This window comes from Acinetobacter brisouisimilis (assembly GCF_000368265.1).
Lineage (GTDB): Bacteria > Pseudomonadota > Gammaproteobacteria > Pseudomonadales > Moraxellaceae > Acinetobacter.
Window position 1 is genome coordinate 602,938 of record NZ_KB851219.1, and the last position, 18,784, is coordinate 621,721.

21 protein-coding genes are annotated in these 18,784 nt (G+C 41.4%); 14 read left to right on the plus strand and 7 right to left on the minus strand.

Translation table 11 applies throughout. The features are described from left to right. The first annotated feature begins 192 nt into the window (after positions 1-192). Positions 193-1,371 carry a lipid-A-disaccharide synthase gene (gene lpxB, locus F975_RS06525; protein ID WP_004751550.1) on the plus strand — a complete coding sequence of 393 codons (1,179 nt, stop codon included), beginning with the start codon at positions 193-195 and terminating at the stop codon, positions 1,369-1,371. Between the two features lie 45 nt (positions 1,372-1,416). On the opposite strand, the gene F975_RS06530 is transcribed toward lpxB, so the two are convergent. Then, entirely contained in the window at positions 1,417-2,286 is an 870-nt protein-coding gene (locus F975_RS06530; protein WP_004751552.1) for a DUF2797 domain-containing protein, read from the minus strand. 36 nt (positions 2,287-2,322) lie between these two features. Here F975_RS06530 and F975_RS06535 point away from each other — a divergent pair, with 36 nt between their 5' ends. Then, on the plus strand, positions 2,323-2,793 hold the full coding sequence (locus F975_RS06535; RefSeq protein ID WP_004751554.1) for a DUF6231 family protein: 471 nt from the start codon (positions 2,323-2,325) through the stop codon (positions 2,791-2,793). Between the two features lie 45 nt (positions 2,794-2,838). Here F975_RS06535 and F975_RS06540 read toward each other — a convergent pair whose 3' ends face one another. From F975_RS06540 to F975_RS06560, 5 genes are all read right to left on the minus strand, one after another. Continuing rightward, positions 2,839-3,639 (minus strand): thiazole synthase, encoded by an 801-nt coding sequence (locus F975_RS06540; RefSeq protein ID WP_004751556.1) that lies wholly within the window; start codon positions 3,637-3,639, stop codon positions 2,839-2,841. Between the two features lie 12 nt (positions 3,640-3,651). Next, positions 3,652-3,849: a sulfur carrier protein ThiS gene (gene thiS / locus F975_RS06545; protein ID WP_004751558.1), complete on the minus strand. Its 198-nt coding sequence runs from the start codon at positions 3,847-3,849 to the stop codon at positions 3,652-3,654. A 7-nt stretch (positions 3,850-3,856) separates the two neighbouring features. Next, on the minus strand, positions 3,857-4,222 hold the full coding sequence (locus tag F975_RS06550) for a DUF423 domain-containing protein (RefSeq protein ID WP_004751560.1): 366 nt from the start codon (positions 4,220-4,222) through the stop codon (positions 3,857-3,859). Between the two features lie 135 nt (positions 4,223-4,357). Beyond that, entirely contained in the window at positions 4,358-5,227 is an 870-nt protein-coding gene (gene rpoH, locus F975_RS06555; RefSeq protein WP_004751561.1) for an RNA polymerase sigma factor RpoH, read from the minus strand. Between the two features lie 141 nt (positions 5,228-5,368). Continuing rightward, positions 5,369-5,602, minus strand: coding sequence for a sulfurtransferase TusA family protein (locus tag F975_RS06560; protein WP_004751563.1), 234 nt, complete (start codon positions 5,600-5,602; stop codon positions 5,369-5,371). Positions 5,603-5,953: 351 nt separating this feature from the next. On the opposite strand from F975_RS06560, the gene F975_RS06570 reads away from it, so the two are divergent. After that, positions 5,954-6,166, plus strand: a complete 213-nt coding sequence (locus F975_RS06570; protein ID WP_004751565.1) for a cold-shock protein — start codon at positions 5,954-5,956, stop codon at positions 6,164-6,166. A 101-nt stretch (positions 6,167-6,267) separates the two neighbouring features. Then, complete coding sequence (rhlB, locus tag F975_RS06575; protein ID WP_004751568.1) at positions 6,268-7,419, plus strand: ATP-dependent RNA helicase RhlB; 1,152 nt, start codon at positions 6,268-6,270, stop codon at positions 7,417-7,419. Positions 7,420-7,471: 52 nt separating this feature from the next. Here the strand turns inward: rhlB and F975_RS06580 are convergent, their stop codons facing one another. Further along, the gene (locus tag F975_RS06580; RefSeq protein ID WP_004751570.1) at positions 7,472-7,849 is read right to left on the minus strand and encodes a hypothetical protein; all 378 of its coding nucleotides are present in this window, start codon (positions 7,847-7,849) and stop codon (positions 7,472-7,474) included. Between the two features lie 197 nt (positions 7,850-8,046). On the opposite strand from F975_RS06580, the gene F975_RS06585 reads away from it, so the two are divergent. From F975_RS06585 to F975_RS06630, 10 genes are all read left to right on the plus strand, one after another. Next, on the plus strand, positions 8,047-8,628 hold the full coding sequence (locus F975_RS06585) for a nitroreductase family protein (protein WP_004751572.1): 582 nt from the start codon (positions 8,047-8,049) through the stop codon (positions 8,626-8,628). A gap of 18 nt (positions 8,629-8,646) precedes the next feature. Next, the gene (locus F975_RS06590) at positions 8,647-9,720 is read left to right on the plus strand and encodes an NAD(P)H-dependent glycerol-3-phosphate dehydrogenase (protein WP_004751575.1); all 1,074 of its coding nucleotides are present in this window, start codon (positions 8,647-8,649) and stop codon (positions 9,718-9,720) included. Between the two features lie 59 nt (positions 9,721-9,779). Beyond that, positions 9,780-10,235 carry a SixA phosphatase family protein gene (locus F975_RS06595; protein WP_004751577.1) on the plus strand — a complete coding sequence of 152 codons (456 nt, stop codon included), beginning with the start codon at positions 9,780-9,782 and terminating at the stop codon, positions 10,233-10,235. 181 nt (positions 10,236-10,416) lie between these two features. Beyond that, entirely contained in the window at positions 10,417-11,421 is a 1,005-nt protein-coding gene (locus F975_RS06600; protein WP_004751579.1) for a quinone-dependent dihydroorotate dehydrogenase, read from the plus strand. Positions 11,422-11,425: 4 nt separating this feature from the next. Continuing rightward, complete coding sequence (locus F975_RS06605; RefSeq protein WP_004751580.1) at positions 11,426-12,019, plus strand: CvpA family protein; 594 nt, start codon at positions 11,426-11,428, stop codon at positions 12,017-12,019. Between the two features lie 24 nt (positions 12,020-12,043). Beyond that, positions 12,044-13,585 carry an amidophosphoribosyltransferase gene (gene purF / locus F975_RS06610; RefSeq protein ID WP_004751581.1) on the plus strand — a complete coding sequence of 514 codons (1,542 nt, stop codon included), beginning with the start codon at positions 12,044-12,046 and terminating at the stop codon, positions 13,583-13,585. A gap of 93 nt (positions 13,586-13,678) precedes the next feature. Continuing rightward, a complete protein-coding gene (locus F975_RS06615) occupies positions 13,679-15,565 on the plus strand; it encodes a M48 family metalloprotease (RefSeq protein WP_004751583.1) in 1,887 nt (628 codons plus the stop codon). Between the two features lie 72 nt (positions 15,566-15,637). Further along, a complete protein-coding gene (locus F975_RS06620) occupies positions 15,638-16,330 on the plus strand; it encodes a hypothetical protein (protein ID WP_004751585.1) in 693 nt (230 codons plus the stop codon). Between the two features lie 9 nt (positions 16,331-16,339). Further along, on the plus strand, positions 16,340-17,308 hold the full coding sequence (locus F975_RS06625; protein WP_004751588.1) for a 2-hydroxyacid dehydrogenase: 969 nt from the start codon (positions 16,340-16,342) through the stop codon (positions 17,306-17,308). 15 nt (positions 17,309-17,323) lie between these two features. Then, a complete protein-coding gene (locus tag F975_RS06630) occupies positions 17,324-18,781 on the plus strand; it encodes a M48 family metalloprotease (RefSeq protein ID WP_004751590.1) in 1,458 nt (485 codons plus the stop codon). Positions 18,782-18,784 lie beyond the last annotated feature (3 nt).

The following is an 18,784-nucleotide window of genomic DNA, read 5'->3' on the forward strand; positions in this document are numbered from 1 at the left end:
GCCAGTTTTGGTATTTTCAGGTTAAATTTGCTGTTGTCTGTTTGAGTGTAATTTGCAGCATAATTATCATCGAAAATGATTTGCAGGAAGATATGATAAGAGAACAAGTGTTTTATATTCAAACCAAGCATGAAGTAATGCCTAGAAATCTTTTATAATATTGTCGATGACACACCCAAAAGGAAAACATTCTTGCAAAAACGTAAATTGAGAATCGGCATTGTCGTCGGTGAGGTTTCAGGAGATACACTTGGGGCTGAACTGATGCGTTGTTTCAAGGAGCAGGGTGTTGACGTCGAATTTGAGGGTATTGGCGGTCCACAAATGATTGCTGAAGGCTTTCAGAGTTTTTATCCGATGGATACTCTTGCGGTCATGGGGTTGGTTGAAGTCTTAAAAGAACTGAAACAATTATTTGCTGTACGTGATGGTTTGGTTGAGCGTTGGCAAAACAATCCTGTTGATATTTTTATTGGAATTGATGCCCCAGATTTTAATTTACGTTTGTCTAAGCGCCTAAAACAAAAACAGCTTCCGATTAAAACTGTGCAATATGTCAGTCCTTCTGTATGGGCATGGCGACAAAAGCGTGTGTTTGGTATTAAGCAAAATATCGATTTGGTGATGTGTTTGTTTCCATTTGAAAAAGCCTTTTATCAACGGTATCAAGTTCCTGCAATTTTTGTTGGGCATCCGCTAGCGAAACAGTTACCACTCAGTAACCCGATTCAGCAAGCCAGACAAGCACTGAATCTTCCCGAACAAGCTAAATATATTGCGTTGTTACCAGGGAGTCGCCGTGGAGAAGTAGAACGACTTGCGCCTTTAGTTTTTGACGCAGCACAGATTTTGCAAACCAAATATCCTGAATATGAATATCTTGTTCCTGCAATTAATGCTCAGCGTTTTGAGCAAATTCAGAAAATTTTGGCAAGTTATCCTGAAAATGTACGTGCCAAGATTCATGTTCTCGACAATCAACATACTGAATCAAAAATTGGGCGTTTGGTCATGGATGCCAGTAATATTATCGCGTTGGCTTCGGGGACAGCCACACTTGAAGCGATGTTATTGCACCGCCCGATGGTGACATTTTACAAGCTGCATTGGTTAACCTATCGCATCATGAAATTCATGATCAAGATTCCGTACTTTTCTTTGCCCAATATTATTGCGGGGAAAAAAGTCATTCAGGAGTTGGTGCAGGATCAGGCAAACCCTGAAATATTGGCAGCTGAAATTGAAAAATTGATGAATGTTGAAGTGGCACAAATACAAGCCATGCAGCATTTAAGTATGCATAAGCAACTGATTTCAGGAGATACTGAAGATCCTGTGCATGCAATTTTGCAGCTACTGGCAGTGCATTGAATTTAAACAGGCAGGAATTTCCTGCCTGTTTTTATAATTATAAGTTTAAGTCCGAATAATAATTTCGTAGCCTGTATATTTACGAATATTAATCACGCCTGTATCTAAAATCAGATATTGACCTTTGATGCCTTGCAACACACCGCGAATGGTTGGGGTTTTGTCGAGATTATGCGATTTGATTTTTTCAGGATACTGCTCGACAGGGTAAACAAATTCGCGCATTTGCTCATTTTCAAGTAATTCAATTCCTTCATCAAATTGCAAGTTTTGACTAAATTCATCACGAATGCGCTGAATTTTAGGTGCAAACTCCTCAACCAGTTGTTCGCGAACTTCAACCAAATTTAGCGGTTCAGCTTCACCTTTGAGTAATTTACGCCAGTCAGTTTTATCCGCCACTTGTTCACCAAACATAATTTCAAGCTGCCCCGACAAGCGCCGTGAGCCGACTCGCATAATCGGTAAAGCCTGAGTTGCCCCTTGATCGAGCCAGCGTGTTGGCATGTGCGTGATACGGGTAATGCCGACTTTTAAAGCACTTGAATTGGCTAAATAGACAATGTGCGGCTGAAAACAGACATTTTGTGCAAACTCATCTTCACGGCAAGTTCCGAGATGATAATGGCAAGTTTCAGGCTTCATAATGCACAGGTCACAAGATGCTTTAGTTTTAAAACACTTAAAGCAGTGACCTTGTGAGTAGGATTTCGGGGTTTTTGCACCACAAGACACACAAAAAATTTGCCCAGTCCATTCAATTTCAAGCTCTTGGCCTAAAGTAAAGGGTAAATTGATCTGAGATTGGTCTAGAATAAAGCTGTATTCAACATGCGCTTTTTGAGTGTTTTGTTCGGTTACACTATGGTTGGCTAAGTCGGCATGCATTTTGTGACAAATGCCTTGTAATTCCATATCAATTTCTCTCTAACTCAGATAAAGGTGCAGTTTATGGCTGAACAAAATGTCATCACTTCAATGCTAGACGATTTATGTCAGGAGCAGCCCATTGAAACTGCATTGTGTATTGGACAGGATCTTTGCCAACACGGCTTACAACACTCAATTGACTGGCAATATTTTAACGTATCTGATTTTTTAAGTCTGCCATTTACCCGTCGCTATGACTTGGGTTTTATTTTGCTCGATACACCAGCAATGCAGAATTTAAGCGAAACTGAAAAGTCGCAGCTTTTAGTCAAGTTACGCGACCTTATGGCAAAGCGCTTGGTGGTCGTGTGTCAAAACCAAGATGTCAAATTGATGCGTGCTTTAGGCTTAACCCAAATGCTTGATAAAACTCAGCAACAGGGCAGTGTTAGCTTGTGGCAATTTAATATTTTGACTTACAAGCATGTGCCTGACTGGTTTAACTCTAAGTTCTGGGCCAACCCAGAAAACTGGGACAAATTCCGCTGGTAAAAAAAAGCCAAGTTAAACTTGGCTTTTTTTTATGTATTTATTCAGTTATTTAAAGAAATAACCTGTTTCTGGTGAGCTGGCGTTTGCCATGCGTTTACGTGGCATACGTCCTGCCAAGAACGCTTCACGACCTGCTTCAACCGCTTTTTTCATCGCAGATGCCATTAAAATCGGGTTTTGCGCATTGGCAATCGCAGTGTTCATCAACACGCCATCGCAGCCCAATTCCATTGCAATCGCTGCATCGCTGGCAGTACCAACACCGGCATCGACCAAGACAGGAACTTTGGCATTTTCTTTAATAATTGAAATGGTATGTGGATTCAAAATACCCAAACCTGAACCAATCAAACTGCCTAAAGGCATAATTGCGACACAGCCCATACTTTCAAGTTCTTGGGCGACAATTGGGTCATCTGAAGTGTAAACCATGATTTCAAAGCCATCATCGATCAAGGTACGTGCGGCCTTTAAAGTTTCCATGATATTTGGATATAAGGTTTTCTCATCACCCAACACTTCAAGCTTCACCAAGTTGTGTCCGTCGAGAAGCTCACGTGCCAACATACAAGTTCTGACTGCGCTATTGGCATCGAAACAACCTGCGGTATTGGGCAAAATCGTGTATTTCTCAGGCGGAATTACAGAAAGCAAATTCGGTTGGTCAGGATGCTGACCGATATTCACACGGCGAATTGCGACAGTGACAATTTCTGCACCACTGGCTTGAATTGCCAGATCGGTTTCATTGAGGTCTTTGTATTTTCCTGTGCCAACCAATAGGCGAGATTGAAAAGTACGTGAACCGATAATTAAAGGAGAATCCTTAAATTGAGCATCTTGCATAATTATGTCCTATTAACCACCACCAACGGCATGAATAATTTCAATATGGTCTTGTGCTTGGATTTGGGTTTGCTCTAATTTTGATTTCGGCACAATCATTTCATTGAGTTCAACTGCAAAGCGTTTATTCTCTAAAGCGAGAGATTGAACCAATGCCAGTAGATTTTCACAAGACGTTTCAGTTGCAACGCCATTTAAAAAGATTTGCATACAGTCCTCATTTTGCAAATTTCATGGCATTCCACGCCAAGACTAACCAACCAATAATCATGAAGGTTCCACCAATTGGAGTAATTGCTCCTAAAATACGTGGCAGACCTAAACCCATGACATATAACGAACCACAGAAGAATATAATCCCTATCTGGATGCACACAAAGCTCAGTTTGATCGGAAACTGCGGTGACACTTTTGCCAAAATAGCCAGTGCCAGCAAACCTAGAGCATGATAGAAAAAATAATCCGTTGCAGTATGCCACCAAGAGAGTTGGTCAATGGTTGCTCGAGCTTTTAAGCCATGCGCACCAAAAGCACCAAGTAGAACTGCGATCGCAAGATTCAATGCAGAGATTGCAAGCCACATTGCGCTATTCCGTCATGATTTTGCGCTATACCATAACATAGATTTTTAGGTGGGTTACGATTATTTGCCTAAAACTCAGGCGATAAAAAAGGCTGAATAATCAGCCTGATTTATCGTGTTTAACACTTCAAAATTTTAGTTGGATGACATAGCAACTTTAATCTTTTCCATCGCATTTTTTTCAAGCTGGCGAATCCGTTCTGCTGAAACATTGTATTCAGCAGCCAGTTCATGCAAGGTTGATTTATCATCATCTAACCAACGGCGCTGTAGAATATTACGAGAGCGATCATCAAGCTGATTCATCGCATCATGTAGTGCAGATGTACTTTGCTCTTCGTAGTCTTCATTTTCAACCAAACGCGCAGGGTCGTAACGGCTATCTTCCAGATATAAAGCAGGCGCAACGTGAGTTGAACCTTCGTCATCGTCATCATTTTGCGTTTCAAAAGCCGCATCATACGCAGTTAAACGACCTTCCATTTCTAGCACTTGCTCGGGTGTGACATTTAAGTCATCAGCAATTGCTTGAGCTTCTTTAAGAGTCAGTTTTTTACTGGATTTTTTTAAGCTACGCAAATTAAAGAATAATTTACGCTGCGCTTTGGTGGTCGCAATTTTTACAATGCGCCAGTTACGAATCACATATTCGTGAATTTCAGCCTTGATCCAGTGCACTGCAAAAGACACCAAACGCACACCCATGTTCGGGTCAAAACGTTTTACGGCTTTCATCAAACCAAGGTTGCCTTCTTGAATCAGGTCGCCTTGCGGTAAACCATAGCCTGCATACGTACGTGCAATATGAACCACAAAACGCAAATGCGACATCACCAGCATTTTTGCTGCATCAAGATCTTGGTCATAATAGTAGCGTTCCGCCAACTCTTTTTCTTGTTCGGCAGTCAAAATAGGAATCTGATTGACAGTACTAATGTATGCACCCAAGTTTACACCTGGTGCAGACAATGACAGGGGCATCAATAGATTGCTGCTGTCAGTCATGAAAACTCCTTATAAGGATATCTAGTAAAGACCAATATGTTTATCTTAATCTGCTTTATACGCATAATTAAGGTAAAAAGGGTAGATAAATGTAAATTTTTATGCCAGTGTTTTTTCATTTTTTACACAAATTATTCATTATTATTCAATAATGTAATGTAATTCGTGTTCTGAAATCTTGATCATTTGGCATTGTCGCTTCTGTAATTGACAATAGCGTAAAATATCAATTTCACTATTGGGGTCAGAAGCTTTTAGGCAGAATTTTTGTTGAGCTGGTGCAGACTTTATTGCGCGTTTCAACATCAATAATGGCATAGGACATGGTTTTCCTATTGCATCAATTTCAATGAAAGTAGCTTTAGGATCGGTCATAAAACAGGATTCTAAACTCAATAAAGGTCTAAATACTAACAAAAAGCTTAAGCCTAAAAAAGACCAAATGCACTGGAAAAAACCATCTAAATGTAAGAAAAAAAATGAAGCGATAAAATACGATATTTATGAAAAATTTTTGTATCAATTATAGTAAAGGCATGCTAATCTCAGGTCTGGACGTAGGGTGCTTTTTGCTAAGAAACCTATGACAATGTGGATATAACCGGATTTTGTTAATAGTTTTACAGAATGATCACAAGCTTAAAAATAATAACTATTTTTAAACCTTGTCGCTCTACTGTTTGCAACACCGGGTGATCCTTTTTTTTAATCACAGAGGATTAACTAATGACAGTACGTGAACAAGGCGTAGTTAAATGGTTCAACGACACTAAAGGTTTCGGCTTTATTCAACGTAGCAGCGGCGATGACGTATTCGTTCACTTCCGCGCAATCATGGGTGACGGTCATCGTTCTTTACGTGACGGTCAACGCGTTGAATTCAGCGTTGTACAAGGTCAAAAAGGTTTTCAAGCAGAAGAAGTTCAGCCATTAGACTGATTTCTCTTCAGGCTTGACCGAAGAAAACGCTCCATAACATTTGGGGCGTTTTTTGTTTATAATGAACACCTATTTTACGCGTATAACGGATTAACAGGTTTATGTCATCTGGTTTCGAAACCTTAAATTTACATCCTCAGTTAAAACAGGCAATTGATGCGTTGGGCTTTAGCAGCATGACGCCGATTCAAGAAAAGGTTTTAAAGTTTACGCTTGCAGGTCATGATGCGATTGGTCGAGCGCAAACAGGAACAGGGAAAACTGCTGCATTCTTAATCAGCATTATTAATGACTTGTTGCACAATCCAATTCAGGAACAGCGTTACCGTGGTGAGCCACGTGCACTGATTCTAGCGCCAACGCGTGAACTGGCATTGCAAATTGAGCAAGATGCCAAAGATTTAATCAAATTTACTACACTCAATGTGGTGACTTTACTCGGTGGCGTCGATTTTGATAAGCAAAAGAAACAGCTAGATGCAGGGTTTGTTGACATTTTAGTGGCAACACCAGGGCGTCTGATTGATTTCACTGAGCAAAAAGAAGTCTGGTTAGATCAGGTTGAATTTCTGGTGATTGATGAAGCTGACCGTTTGCTGGATATGGGCTTTATTCCTGCGGTTAAACGTATTGTACGTTTCTCACCACGTAAAGAGCAGCGTCAAACTTTGATGTTCTCGGCAACCTTTAGCTATGACGTTTTAAACTTGGCGCGCCAGTGGTTATTTGACCCTGTAACTGTTGAGATTGAACCAGAAAAGAAAACCAATGCTGACGTTGAGCAACGAGTTTACGTTGTTTCAAATCAGGATAAATATCGCCTGTTGCAGGAAGTTTTGCAACATGAGCCAATTGAAAAAGTCATGATTTTTGCCAATCGTCGTGATCAGGTGCGCCGTTTATATGATCATCTGAAAAAAGATGGGTATAAAGTGGTGATGCTTTCAGGTGAAATTGCACAGGATAAACGCCTGAAAATGCTCGACCAATTTAAAAATGGGCAGCACAATATTATGATTGCGACTGATGTCGCAGGGCGTGGGATTCATGTTGATGGCGTGTCACATGTCGTGAATTTTACGCTACCAGAACAGTCTGATGATTATGTTCATCGTATTGGGCGTACAGGTCGGGCAGGTGCACAAGGTGTAAGTATCAGTTTCTTGTCGGAAGATGATGCATTCTACTTGTCAGATATTGAAAAAGCGATTGGGCAAAAATTACCACTTACTCGTATGGATGGTTATTGCTAGTTTTGCCAAATCTATAAAAAAAGGATCACATGGGTGATCCTTTTTTTATGTTTTATTTGGCTTGGCAATAGAAGGTCAAGGTTGTTTGATAGTCATCATCACGTTGTAGATTTGAACTATGCCCTAAAATACCACCCAGAATTTCAGCGGCAGCAGTCACGCTTTGTCCTGTTTGTTCATCAGTTACATTCTTGAAAAGACCATGGTAACTGGTCTTTTCACTGCGAATAATTGCAGTTTGTCGAGCGCAGGTTTTATTGGCAGCAATAATGGCATTATTTTTTGCAATTACCGCGCTTTTTCCTAAGCCAGTCACCTCAAATTCATGATTTTCTTTTTGCAGTGCAAGCGTCGCAGGTGGGTTGGAGCTACATGCAGTGAAGAATATGCTCAATCCAATATAAGTGGCAACACGTAAATAAGGTTTCATGTGTGACCTCAAAAATCTGATGTATTGTTATATTGAGCAGCAATACGGCAAAACAATAGTGAAAATCTGTATGAGAAATGCAGATTTTGCAGATAGCATTTAACACTTGGTTTTTTCTTGCAGCAAAACTAGAGTTCATTTTTTAGAGTGTGTTAATCTAAATCGCATTGTTTAAATGAAAAAAGATTGCAGTATTTATGGCAAATACAACAGTAAAAGTGGTTCATGACAACATTCAACACCGTCAATCTGTTGGGCATCTGGTTGAACCTGCTCCAAATAAACAGCAGCTTGATTTGGCATTTACTGCAGCGTTGACTGCACCTGATCATCATCGTTTAAAACCAACTCGTTTTGTGGTGATTGAAAATAACCAAAGAGCAGCATTTGGTGAGTTACTGGCACAAGCGATGCAGCAAGATTTTCCTGAAACTGATCCAGTACAGATCGAGCGCGTCAAAAACCATCCGTTTCGTGCACCAATATTGGTATTGGCACTGACTCAGATTGTTGAGCATCCTAAAGTACCTGAGTATGAGCAAATTTTAAGTTCGGGTGCGGCAGTTGAGAATTTTCTATTGTCTTTACAAAGTCAAGGTTTTGCGACAATGTGGCGTACAGGTGCTGTAGTTGAATCTGTGGCGCTAAAAGCTGCACTGGGTTTGCAAGCACATGATTTAATTTCAGGTATTATTTATGTAGGCACTGCCGACAAACAGTTGCCTGCCCGTGCTACAGTTGATTTGGCTGCTTATGTTCGTTATTGGTCAGCCCCTTAAAAAAATAGAGAAAATACAATGTCTGAAGTAAAATTTACCGATTTGGTTGAAGCTGTACCCGTAGATAAGAAAACAGCTTTACGTGTTACTGTGCTGGGTGGTGGTAGTTTTGGGACAGCGATGGCAAATCTTGCAGCGCGTAATGGCTGTGATACCATACTTTGGATTCGTGATGCTGATACAGCTCAGGAAATTAATCAAACGCATATTAATAAACGCTATTTACCTGATTTTGAACTTGAACATAGTTTACAGATTACCGCAGACTTAGAATACGCAGCACGTGATCGGGATCTGATTTTAGTGACGATTCCAAGTCATTCTTTCCGAAGTGTGATTCAGCAAATCAAGCCATTTATCAGCGCTCAGGCGATCATTTCATTGACTAAAGGGATTGAAGCCAACACGTTTAGTTTCATGAGTGAAATTATTCGTGAAGAGTTGCCAGAAGTACCTTATGGTGTCTTGTCGGGTCCAAATCTGGCGAAAGAAATTATGGCAGGTATGCCAGCAGGGACAGTGATTGCTAGCCATTCAGAACAAGTACGTTATGCAGTTCAGCAAGCTTTGCATAGCGCACTATTTCGTGTCTTTGCCAGTGATGATGTGCATGGTGTAGAGTTGGGCGGTGCATTAAAAAATATTTATGCTGTTGCAATGGGGATGGCTGCTGCGCATGGAATCGGTGAAAATACCCGTAGCATGATTTTAACCCGCGCATTGGCAGAAATGAGTCGTTTCGCAGTAAAACTAGGTGCAAACCCTTTAACATTCTTGGGTTTGTCGGGCGTGGGGGATTTATTTGCTACTTGTAATAGCCCACTCAGCCGTAACTATCAGGTTGGTTTTGCTCTAGGTCAAGGGAAAACCTTGCAGCAGGCAACTGAAGAACTGGGGCAAACTGCCGAAGGGATTAATACCATTGTGCAGGTACGTACTCGAGCCAAAGAACTTGATGTTTATATGCCGATTACCAATGCGTTGTATGAGGTAATTTTTGAACAGGCGCCGCCGCTATCAATTGCTTTGGCACTGATGAAAAACGGACATCGTAGTGATGTTGAATTTGTTTTGCCACACCAACATGTGTAAGGCAAACTTCATATTGTTGAGTTATAAACAATTCTAGTTGCACTTGATCAGGAAATTTTATGCAATTAACTTTGGTTCGTCATGGTGAAGCCGCTCCTCCAGTGCATGGCAATGATATTAAACGTCCACTGACTAAACGTGGCCATTTGCAAGCTGAGCAAACCGCAGAATTCTTGCGCCATAAAGTTCAGCCAGATTTATTTGTCGTGAGTCCATTGTTGCGGGCACAGGAAACTTTGGCACATATCCAATATTATTTTTCTAATGTACCTGTCATGTTATGTGACCACATTAAACCTGATGATGATCCAGATTTGGCAGTCGATTGGTTGTCGAAACTTCCTTATGAGTCAATTGTAGTCGTGTGCCACATGAATGTGGTGGCCTATATTGCTGAACGTTTGACTCAATTGGCATTTCATCCTTTTGCACTGGCAGAAGCAAGCATTTATGAGCAGGCAGTAATCGCAGAAGGCTTATCAACGCAAAAGGCGAGTTTTATTCCGCTTGCCTAAGATAAAATTGTCATTGAATTGTTCGTTGTTACAGAGCAATTCAATGATTTTTCAGGAATTAGTGATGAAAATCGCAACATCTTGGTTACGAATATTATAAATAAAGCGTTGTGAAGCATGGTGTTTTTGCGTATGCATGCCTATAATAAGGCGGTTTTCAAACTACCCACTCGATGATTTTATGATGTATTCGCTGGCTCGCCCTTTGTTGTTTTCGTTAGCACCAGAGCGTGCGCATGAACTTACATTGTCATGGTTGAAAACTGCGCATAAAATGGGGCTAGTAAACTCTAAATTTATCGCAAAACCTGTCACTTGTATGGGAATTGAATTTCCAAATCCAGTTGGATTGGCGGCAGGTCTAGACAAAAATGGTGACTATATTGATGCACTTGCTGCATTAGGTTTTGGTTTTATCGAAATTGGAACCATCACGCCGCGCCCACAAGCGGGAAATCCACAACCACGATTATTTCGTCTCCCACAAGCCAAAGCAATTATTAACCGTATGGGATTTAATAACGACGGCGTGGATAAGCTTGTAGAAAATGTTAAGGCTGCGCAATATAAAGGGGTTTTGGGAATCAATATTGGTAAAAATGCCGATACTCCTGTCGAAAAAGCAGCGGATGATTATTTAATCTGTCTAGAAAAAGTTTATAACTATGCGTCTTATGTAACGGTAAACATTTCTTCACCGAATACAAAAAATTTGCGTAGCTTGCAAAGTGGAGAAGCATTGACGCATTTGCTGGAAACTTTGAAAAATCGTCAGGCTGAACTTGCTGAACAATATGGACATTATGTGCCTTTAGTTTTGAAAGTTGCGCCTGATTTAAGTACCGATGATATTGCTTTTATTGCGAAACAACTTCTGGCATACAAAATCGATGGTTTGATTGTAACCAATACGACACTGTCGCGTGAAGGGGTGGAAAACCTACCATTTGGCGATGAAGGTGGTGGTTTGTCAGGTGCGCCTGTGTTTGAAAAAAGTACAGCCTGTTTAAAAACTTTTGCTGCTGTGTTAAAAAATCAGATTCCCCTCATTGGTGTGGGTGGAATTTTGACAGGTGAACAAGCACATGCGAAGCAACAGGTGGGTGCAAGTTTAGTTCAGATCTACAGTGGTCTGATTTATACAGGTCCGGACTTGGTGCAAGATTGTATTCGTGCTATGACGTAAATTTATGAATACCATAGATATTATTGTCCTTGCAATCTTGGTGTTTAGCTGCATTAACGGATTGCGACGAGGATTACTAAGTGCATTGGCAAGTTTGCTGGGATGGATTCTTGCACTGTTTGTTGCGACCAGTTTGGCGAGTACGCTGGCACCATTTATGTCTGGTTTTAGCCATAGCATCATGGTGCAAAAAGTGGCTGCGTTTGCCTGTGTGGCATTGGCTATCATTGTACTGACATGGGTAGTAACATCTATTTTAAGTGGTATTCTTAAAACGCTTAAACTTGACCCACTCAATCGTCTTGCAGGTGGGCTGTTTGGTATACTCAAGAGTTTATTTATCGTCCTGATTGTCATGCAAAGTCTCGCACCGTGGTTACACAGTGCCCAATCGTGGCAACATTCCTTATTTGTTCAGGCATTATTGCCGTATGCACCGCTTGCAACCGACTTATCAAAAGATGTTGCCAGTGATGCGATTAAACACATGAATCATCAGGGTCAGGCTGAAGTTGCAACTTCAGATGACTCATCTTTTGGGCAGGAAAGTTCTTTAGGGAATCGCTCAGAACATTCAACTAAAAACCCTTTTAATTAATCCAAGCTTGTCTGCGAGGTTGCTATGTGTGGAGTTGTTGGGATTGCTGGTCATGCGCCAGTTAACCAATTGTTGTTTGATGCTTTAACGATGTTGCAGCATCGTGGACAAGATGCAGCAGGTATTGTCACTTGTCACAACGGGCGTTTATTTTTGCGCAAAGACAATGGCTTGGTGCGTGATGTATTTCATACTCGCCATATGCGTGCCTTACAAGGAAACTATGGTATTGGGCATGTGCGTTATCCAACCGCGGGTTCATCAAGTAGTGCTGAAGCACAGCCATTTTATGTAAACTCGCCTTACGGGATTACCTTGGCACATAATGGTAACCTGACTAATGCAAATGACATTCGTCAAGATCTGTTTGAAACAGATTTACGCCATATGAATACCGATTCGGATTCGGAAGTTCTGTTAAACGTATTTGCGCATGAGTTACAAAAACTCAGAACCTTGCACCCAACACCAGAAGATATTTTCTACGCAGTACATCGTGTACACCAACGTTGTCGTGGTGCGTACGGTGTCGTTGCAATGGTGACTGGGCAAGGCTTGGTGGGTTTCCGTGATCCAAACGGTATTCGCCCATTAATTTATGGCTCACGTGTGACTGAGTCGGGTAAGACTGAATATATCATTGCTTCTGAATCGGTTGCGATTACTGCACTTGGCTTTAAGGTTGAGCGTGATGTCGCACCAGGCGAAGCGGTTTATATCAATGCAGATGGTGAATTGTTCACTAAGCAATGTGCAACAGATCCAAAATACTTCCCATGTATTTTTGAATATGTGTATTTTGCTCGTCCAGATGCAACCATTGATGGTATCTCTGTATATAAAGCTCGCCTTAAAATGGGTGAAAAGCTGGCAAACCGCATTTTGAAAGAATGGGGTGAAGACCACGGTATTGATGTCGTTATTCCAATTCCAGATACCAGTCGTACCTCTGCGCTTGAACTTGCAAATATGTTGGGTATTAAATTCCGCGAAGGTTTTATGAAAAACCGCTACGTGGGACGTACCTTTATTATGCCAGGTCAGCAACAGCGTAAAAAATCAGTGCGCCAAAAACTCAACCCAGTTGAGCTTGAATTTAAAGGTAAAAATGTTTTGTTGGTCGATGACTCCATCGTTCGCGGCACAACCTGTAATGAAATTATTCAGATGGCTCGTGATTCTGGTGCGAAGAAAGTTTATTTTGCATCGGCTGCACCAATGGTGAAATATCCAAACGTGTATGGTATTGATATGCCTGCAAAAGCTGAACTGATTGCATCTGACCGTACGGTTGAAGAAATTCAAGAAATTATTGGTGCTGACCGCTTAATTTTCCAAGATTTGGAAGATTTAAAAGATGCGATTCGTATTCCAAAAGTACCAGAAGTCAGCGAGTTTGATTGTTCGGTGTTTGATGGCGTTTATGTCACTGGCGATATTGATGAAGCGTATCTGGACAATTTGCAACGAAGCCGTAGCGACCTTGCGAAAAAGAAAAAAGATGGTTATATCGATGTCAATATTGATGCAGCCTCTGTAGATTTAACAGGGATTCGCGAAGAATAATCCTGTTAACTCATCATAGTGAAAAAGCGGGATTTCCCCGCTTTTTTATTTTATGATGGATGTGCAGGTATGCATTGAGGCAGTTATTTGGCGATGGAAACACTTTCTTCTTCAGGACATCAGAAAAGCTTATTTTGGTCGACCACTATTTGTTCGTTGGCGATTATACTGACCTTGGTGGTGCTCAATTTATCTTTTGGTTTGGTCATGCATTATATTGACCCGACTCAGTCTGTGTTTTGGTATAACCTGAGTCCGATTGTACTGCTGGTCATTTTGGCGATCATGCTCGGTTCGGTGCTGTACGAAGTTTATGTGTTTCGTGAAGGCGGACACTCGTTGGCAAAACAGTTGCGTGCACGCTTTTTAAATCCTGCGGAAAGTACACCTGAAGAAACGATCGCAATTAAAATCACCCAGCAATTTGCCAAACAATATCGGCTGCGTGTTCCTGCCGTATATGTACTGCCAGATGAAGTCGGTGTGAATGCGCTTACGGCAGGAGTACACCCTGACGATACCGTGATTGTGATTACATGGGGAGCATTGCAAAATCTGGATGAGATTGAGCTATATGGTTTATTTAGCTACGCATTTAACCAGATTTTGACGGGTGAAACTTATCAAAACACTCGTCTGAAAATCATGTTTAGTAGCTTAACGACTTTTAGCCAGTTGGGGAGCAAGGTGGCACGGTATGGTTTTAAACCCTATCATGCAAAACGTCAGAATAAATTTGAAACCATTTTGGTTGCTCTAGGTGGCATCATCTGGCTCATGGGCAGTCTTGGGCTATTGATTTCTCGTTTAATTAAATTTATTACGCTGATCGGGCGGACATTTAGAAATGATGTTTATACGACACAGCTGATTGCCAATGATGCCAATATTCAGACTTTATTGCGGATTTATGTGCATCATGCAGGCTCTCAAATTCATAGCGCTTATTCGGAATCGATTGCACATATGTGTTTTGCCAACTCATTGAGTAGTCAGAGTTGGTTGAATATTCATCCGAGCATTGAGCGGCGTATTTATGAGTTAAATCCGAATTTGCTTGAAGATTTACGACTAGAAAATTTGAAAAAACTTAAAACCCAGCCGTTATTTAGTTTATTTCATCCTTTTGGTGATGAAGGGCATGAAGTTGCATTTACATGGTCTGCGCCTCAACCGTTGCCTTTGCTACGGTTGTCGCCTATTAGTTTTACGCTTAAAGATGCAATAAAGCCATTAAACCCAGCAATCCGCGCAAAAATGTCACGTCCTGAACAAATTGATCGTGCTTTACAAACTGCATCAGGTTCAAGAGAAGTTTTAGTCGCGATTTTAATGATTCGTCAGTATCGTGAATTTATTCCCAAACATGCCGAAGTGAGTCGTGCCATTGTTGATGCTTTATTGAGTATTGATGGGCGACAGCATGTGCAGGTTTTCTATTTGGCTTGTCAAAATATTCAGCGTATGCCATTGAGTTCATCACGGCAGTTTTTAACCAAACTGGCATTAATTGCGCAGGCGGATGGTGAAATTGGCTTGTTGGATGCTTTGTTGATTGAGCGGGTGAAGTATCAACTTAACTTGCTTCCGACCCATATGCCAACTGCATTTAATGACGTATTGCCTGAAGTGATGCGTTTGATGGATGCGCTCTTGCACGTACAACAACTGAATGCCAGCAATCAGCTCGAAATACGTGAAAAGCTGATTAAAAAACTGATCAAACCTGAAGATTGGGAGCATTATCAGGATTTATCTGATGAGCCGATTGACCTTGGAGAGATTTTGCAAGACATTTCGGGTTTGCTACTGCGTGATCGTTTGCGCATTTTAAGTATTGCTGAAGAATATTTGTGGAATGATCGGGTGATTACCCAAGATGAGCTGGACGTTCTACAGTTACTTTACTGGCGCTTGGGTTTTGAAACTGATGAAATTGTGGATCAAGTGATGAAGAAAAACAGTATCATGATTGTGTAGCAAATCGGCAAATACAATTCGGTTTCACAGTGAAATAGCCTACACTATGCTAACTTTAGAAAAGATGATGAGATGATGATAGAGCAACAGCGCCAACAACTTGCCATGATGGGAATAGATTTGTGGATTCCTCGGCATGCGGCTGTGCGTTCTATCTCAACCGCAACGACATTATGGCGAGATGCCGATATTGGACAATCGGGTCAGCTATCAACAGCATCAAAACGACCTGAGCTTGAGTCTGCAATTGTACTGAAAAAAGAAATAAAAAAAGAAATAGTGATCAAGCCCAATGATCAGCATGTCAGTTTAAATGTAAAAGCCGTAGAAACACCATTAAATTTGCAGGAAACAGCACCTGCTGCTGCGGTAACCAAGATAGATGTAGAATCACTAGAAATAGAGCAGCAAGCCTTTCAGTTACAGGTTTTATTTGCTGAACAATTTGTTTTGCTCGTCGATCAACAGCAGCTCACAGCCCAGACATTACCTTTATGGCGTAATATTCAACAGGCATTACATTTGCAGGATGCCAGTTTGCAATGGCCTTTTCCATTGGTAAATTTGCAAGAGCCGAGTGGTCTACAAGATTATTTACAAGGTTTTTTTGATGTTGTGGCCGCTGAGAAAAGCATTTTTTGTTTGGGTGAATTGCCCGTATCATTTAAGCTTTCTTGTCAGACTGTACCGAGTTTGCAGGATATGCTGCAACAGCCATTGTTAAAACAACAATTATGGAAATTGATTCAACACTTAAGACCCTAGGATTGCTTTATGCCAAAAAAAGTGCTGGTTTTTAGTCAAATCGCCCCAGAAATTCTCACCCGACTCCAAGAAAATTATGATGTGGTGCAGGTTAATCCCAAACAAGGCGATGTTAATGAACAGATTCGCCAGCATGTGGCAGATGCGGATGGCATGATTGGTGCGGGAAGAATTTTAAATGAAGCAAATCTTGCATCAGCACAGCGTTTAAAAGTCATTTCTAGTGTCAGTGTCGGTTACGATAATTACGATGTAAATTATTTAAATCAGAAGAAAATCTGGTTGGGTCATACGCCACATGTACTGACCGAAACGACGGCTGATTTGGCATTTACCCTGCTCATGAGTGCTGCACGCCGTGTGCCTGAACTAGATCGCTGGACAAAACAAGGGCAATGGCAACGCACCGTTGGCGCAGCGCAATTTGGACAGGATATCTTTGGTAAAACTTTGGGCATCATCGGGCTTGGGTATATTGGTGCCGCCGTTGCTCGGCGTGGTTTTTATGGTTTTAACATGAATATTCTTTATCATAACCGCCGTGAAAAAATCGAAGCTGCTCAGCCCTTTAATGCACAATATTGTCATTTAGCAGAGCTACTAAAACGCTCGGACTTTGTAGTTGTTGCTGTCGATTTAAATGCAGATTCAAAAGCATTGATCGGGCAGGCTGAACTGGATTTAATGCAGCCACATGCGGTATTGGTGAATATTTCCCGCGGTTCAGTGCTTGATGAAACTGCTTTGATTGAAACTCTAAAAGCCAAAAAAATCTTTGCAGCGGGACTGGATGTTTATTGTAAAGAGCCCTTGCAACAGTCAGAGCTGTTCAGTCTCGACAATGTGGTGACATTGCCACATTTGGGTTCAGCAACCGCAGCCACACGATTAAAAATGGCGGAACTTGCCTATCGAAACCTGATAGATGCACTTGAAGATCGAACACCGCGCTATTTGGTGAACCCAAACTTTGCCTGAACCTGAAAGGTGAATATGACTAAAATCCTGATGCAGCGACTGATTTGTTTGGCATGTGCTATTTCAATGCCTGTTTATGCTGAGGATTTTGCATATCATTATCACCCTGAATCACTTGATGTTCCTAGTGTTGGAGGCATGAGTGTCGGAATTATTGATCAGCAAAATGAGAAAATCTTAGGGGAAAAAGTTTATCGGGAAATTCATTCGCATCTGGATGTTATTCAAAATCCGTGGCTGGAAGATCAGCTAGATGCTATTTTTCGTAATATTGTTAGTCAAACCAATTTGGGTGCGCCGATTGGCTTGTTGATTATTAAAGACAAACAAGTTAATGCTTTTGCTGTGCCAGGTGGTGTATTTGCAATCAACACAGGTTTAATTGCATTGGCAAAAAATCGCGATGAAGTCGCGAGTGTGATGGGGCATGAAGTCGCGCACGTCACGCAGCGTCACTATAGTCGATCCCAAGAAGCATTTAAAGGGCAAGGTTTGTTGGCACTTGCAGGCATTTTGGTTGGTGCAGCAATTGCTACACAGTCTAATAGTGGTGCAGGTTCTGCGGTGATGCTTGGAACACAGGCGGCATTGGTTAGTCAGCAGCTCAGCTATAGTCGTGATCAGGAGCGTGAAGCAGACCGTATTGGTATGCAGTACATGGTAGCAGCAGGCTATAACCCAAATGCGATGGCAGATTTTTTTGAACGGATGCAGCGGTCTTCGGTGCAATTAAGTTTTATGCCTGAGTTCTGGATGACGCACCCCTTAACCACTGCACGCATGAGTGAAGCCCGATTACGAGCAAAGCAATTTCCAAATGTAAAACCCAATATTAGCGATCCAGATTATGAGTTAATGAAATGGTATGCTGCAGTGTTGTCAAATGATGTCACTGAGCTGCAACTTAAAACCTTGCAAGCACAGCATAATCAGGCGGCCATTTTGGCGCTGACTGCATTTTATCTGCAACAAGGAGATGCTGACCAAGCTCAGGCAACACTCAATACGGTGCAGATGCAAATGCGTAAAAATATGCTGGCAGTCCTGCTGCAAACCGATATTTTTTTGGCGCAGCATCAGTTTGATCAGGCTTATCAAACCATTGTGTCACAGCAGAAAATCATGCCTGAAAATCGTGCTTTGACTTATAAGCTTGCTGAGGTGTTGATCCGAAAAAAACAGCCCGTTGCTGTATTTAATTTGGTCAATAAAATTTTACAGGATAACCCGCATGATGTGCAGGGTTGGGATTTGATGCAGCGTGCAGCGGTGATTGATCAAGCTTCACCTGTACAGGCCATACAAGTGTTACGCTACCGCGCTGAGATGCAGTTTTGGTCAGGTCAGGAAGAAGAGGGGATTAAATCATTATTACACGCCCAGCGTTTAGCCAAAGATAATTTATCTTTGTCTGCTACAATTGAGCATCGCTTAAAACAAATGCAGGCAGAGCGATTATTTACTTTAGAATAAATT

Excerpts from the sequence above, each read along its gene's own strand:
- thiS (WP_004751558.1), bottom strand. The coding sequence starts at position 3,849 with ATGCAAATCTTTTTAAATGGCGTTGCAACTGAAACGTCTTGTGAAAAT.
- F975_RS06595 (WP_004751577.1), top strand. The coding sequence starts at position 9,780 with ATGCAATTAACTTTGGTTCGTCATGGTGAAGCCGCTCCTCCAGTGCAT.
- F975_RS06630 (WP_004751590.1), top strand. The coding sequence starts at position 17,324 with ATGACTAAAATCCTGATGCAGCGACTGATTTGTTTGGCATGTGCTATT.
- F975_RS06590 (WP_004751575.1), top strand. The coding sequence starts at position 8,647 with ATGTCTGAAGTAAAATTTACCGATTTGGTTGAAGCTGTACCCGTAGAT.
- F975_RS06625 (WP_004751588.1), top strand. The coding sequence starts at position 16,340 with ATGCCAAAAAAAGTGCTGGTTTTTAGTCAAATCGCCCCAGAAATTCTC.
- rhlB (WP_004751568.1), top strand. The coding sequence starts at position 6,268 with ATGTCATCTGGTTTCGAAACCTTAAATTTACATCCTCAGTTAAAACAG.
- F975_RS06535 (WP_004751554.1), top strand. The coding sequence starts at position 2,323 with ATGGCTGAACAAAATGTCATCACTTCAATGCTAGACGATTTATGTCAG.
- F975_RS06560 (WP_004751563.1), bottom strand. The coding sequence starts at position 5,602 with ATGACCGATCCTAAAGCTACTTTCATTGAAATTGATGCAATAGGAAAA.
- F975_RS06570 (WP_004751565.1), top strand. The coding sequence starts at position 5,954 with ATGACAGTACGTGAACAAGGCGTAGTTAAATGGTTCAACGACACTAAA.
- purF (WP_004751581.1), top strand. The coding sequence starts at position 12,044 with ATGTGTGGAGTTGTTGGGATTGCTGGTCATGCGCCAGTTAACCAATTG.
- F975_RS06530 (WP_004751552.1), bottom strand. The coding sequence starts at position 2,286 with ATGGAATTACAAGGCATTTGTCACAAAATGCATGCCGACTTAGCCAAC.
- F975_RS06605 (WP_004751580.1), top strand. The coding sequence starts at position 11,426 with ATGAATACCATAGATATTATTGTCCTTGCAATCTTGGTGTTTAGCTGC.
- F975_RS06540 (WP_004751556.1), bottom strand. The coding sequence starts at position 3,639 with ATGCAAGATGCTCAATTTAAGGATTCTCCTTTAATTATCGGTTCACGT.
- F975_RS06620 (WP_004751585.1), top strand. The coding sequence starts at position 15,638 with ATGATGATAGAGCAACAGCGCCAACAACTTGCCATGATGGGAATAGAT.
- F975_RS06615 (WP_004751583.1), top strand. The coding sequence starts at position 13,679 with ATGGAAACACTTTCTTCTTCAGGACATCAGAAAAGCTTATTTTGGTCG.
- F975_RS06600 (WP_004751579.1), top strand. The coding sequence starts at position 10,417 with ATGATGTATTCGCTGGCTCGCCCTTTGTTGTTTTCGTTAGCACCAGAG.
- F975_RS06550 (WP_004751560.1), bottom strand. The coding sequence starts at position 4,222 with ATGTGGCTTGCAATCTCTGCATTGAATCTTGCGATCGCAGTTCTACTT.
- F975_RS06580 (WP_004751570.1), bottom strand. The coding sequence starts at position 7,849 with ATGAAACCTTATTTACGTGTTGCCACTTATATTGGATTGAGCATATTC.
- rpoH (WP_004751561.1), bottom strand. The coding sequence starts at position 5,227 with ATGACTGACAGCAGCAATCTATTGATGCCCCTGTCATTGTCTGCACCA.
- F975_RS06585 (WP_004751572.1), top strand. The coding sequence starts at position 8,047 with ATGGCAAATACAACAGTAAAAGTGGTTCATGACAACATTCAACACCGT.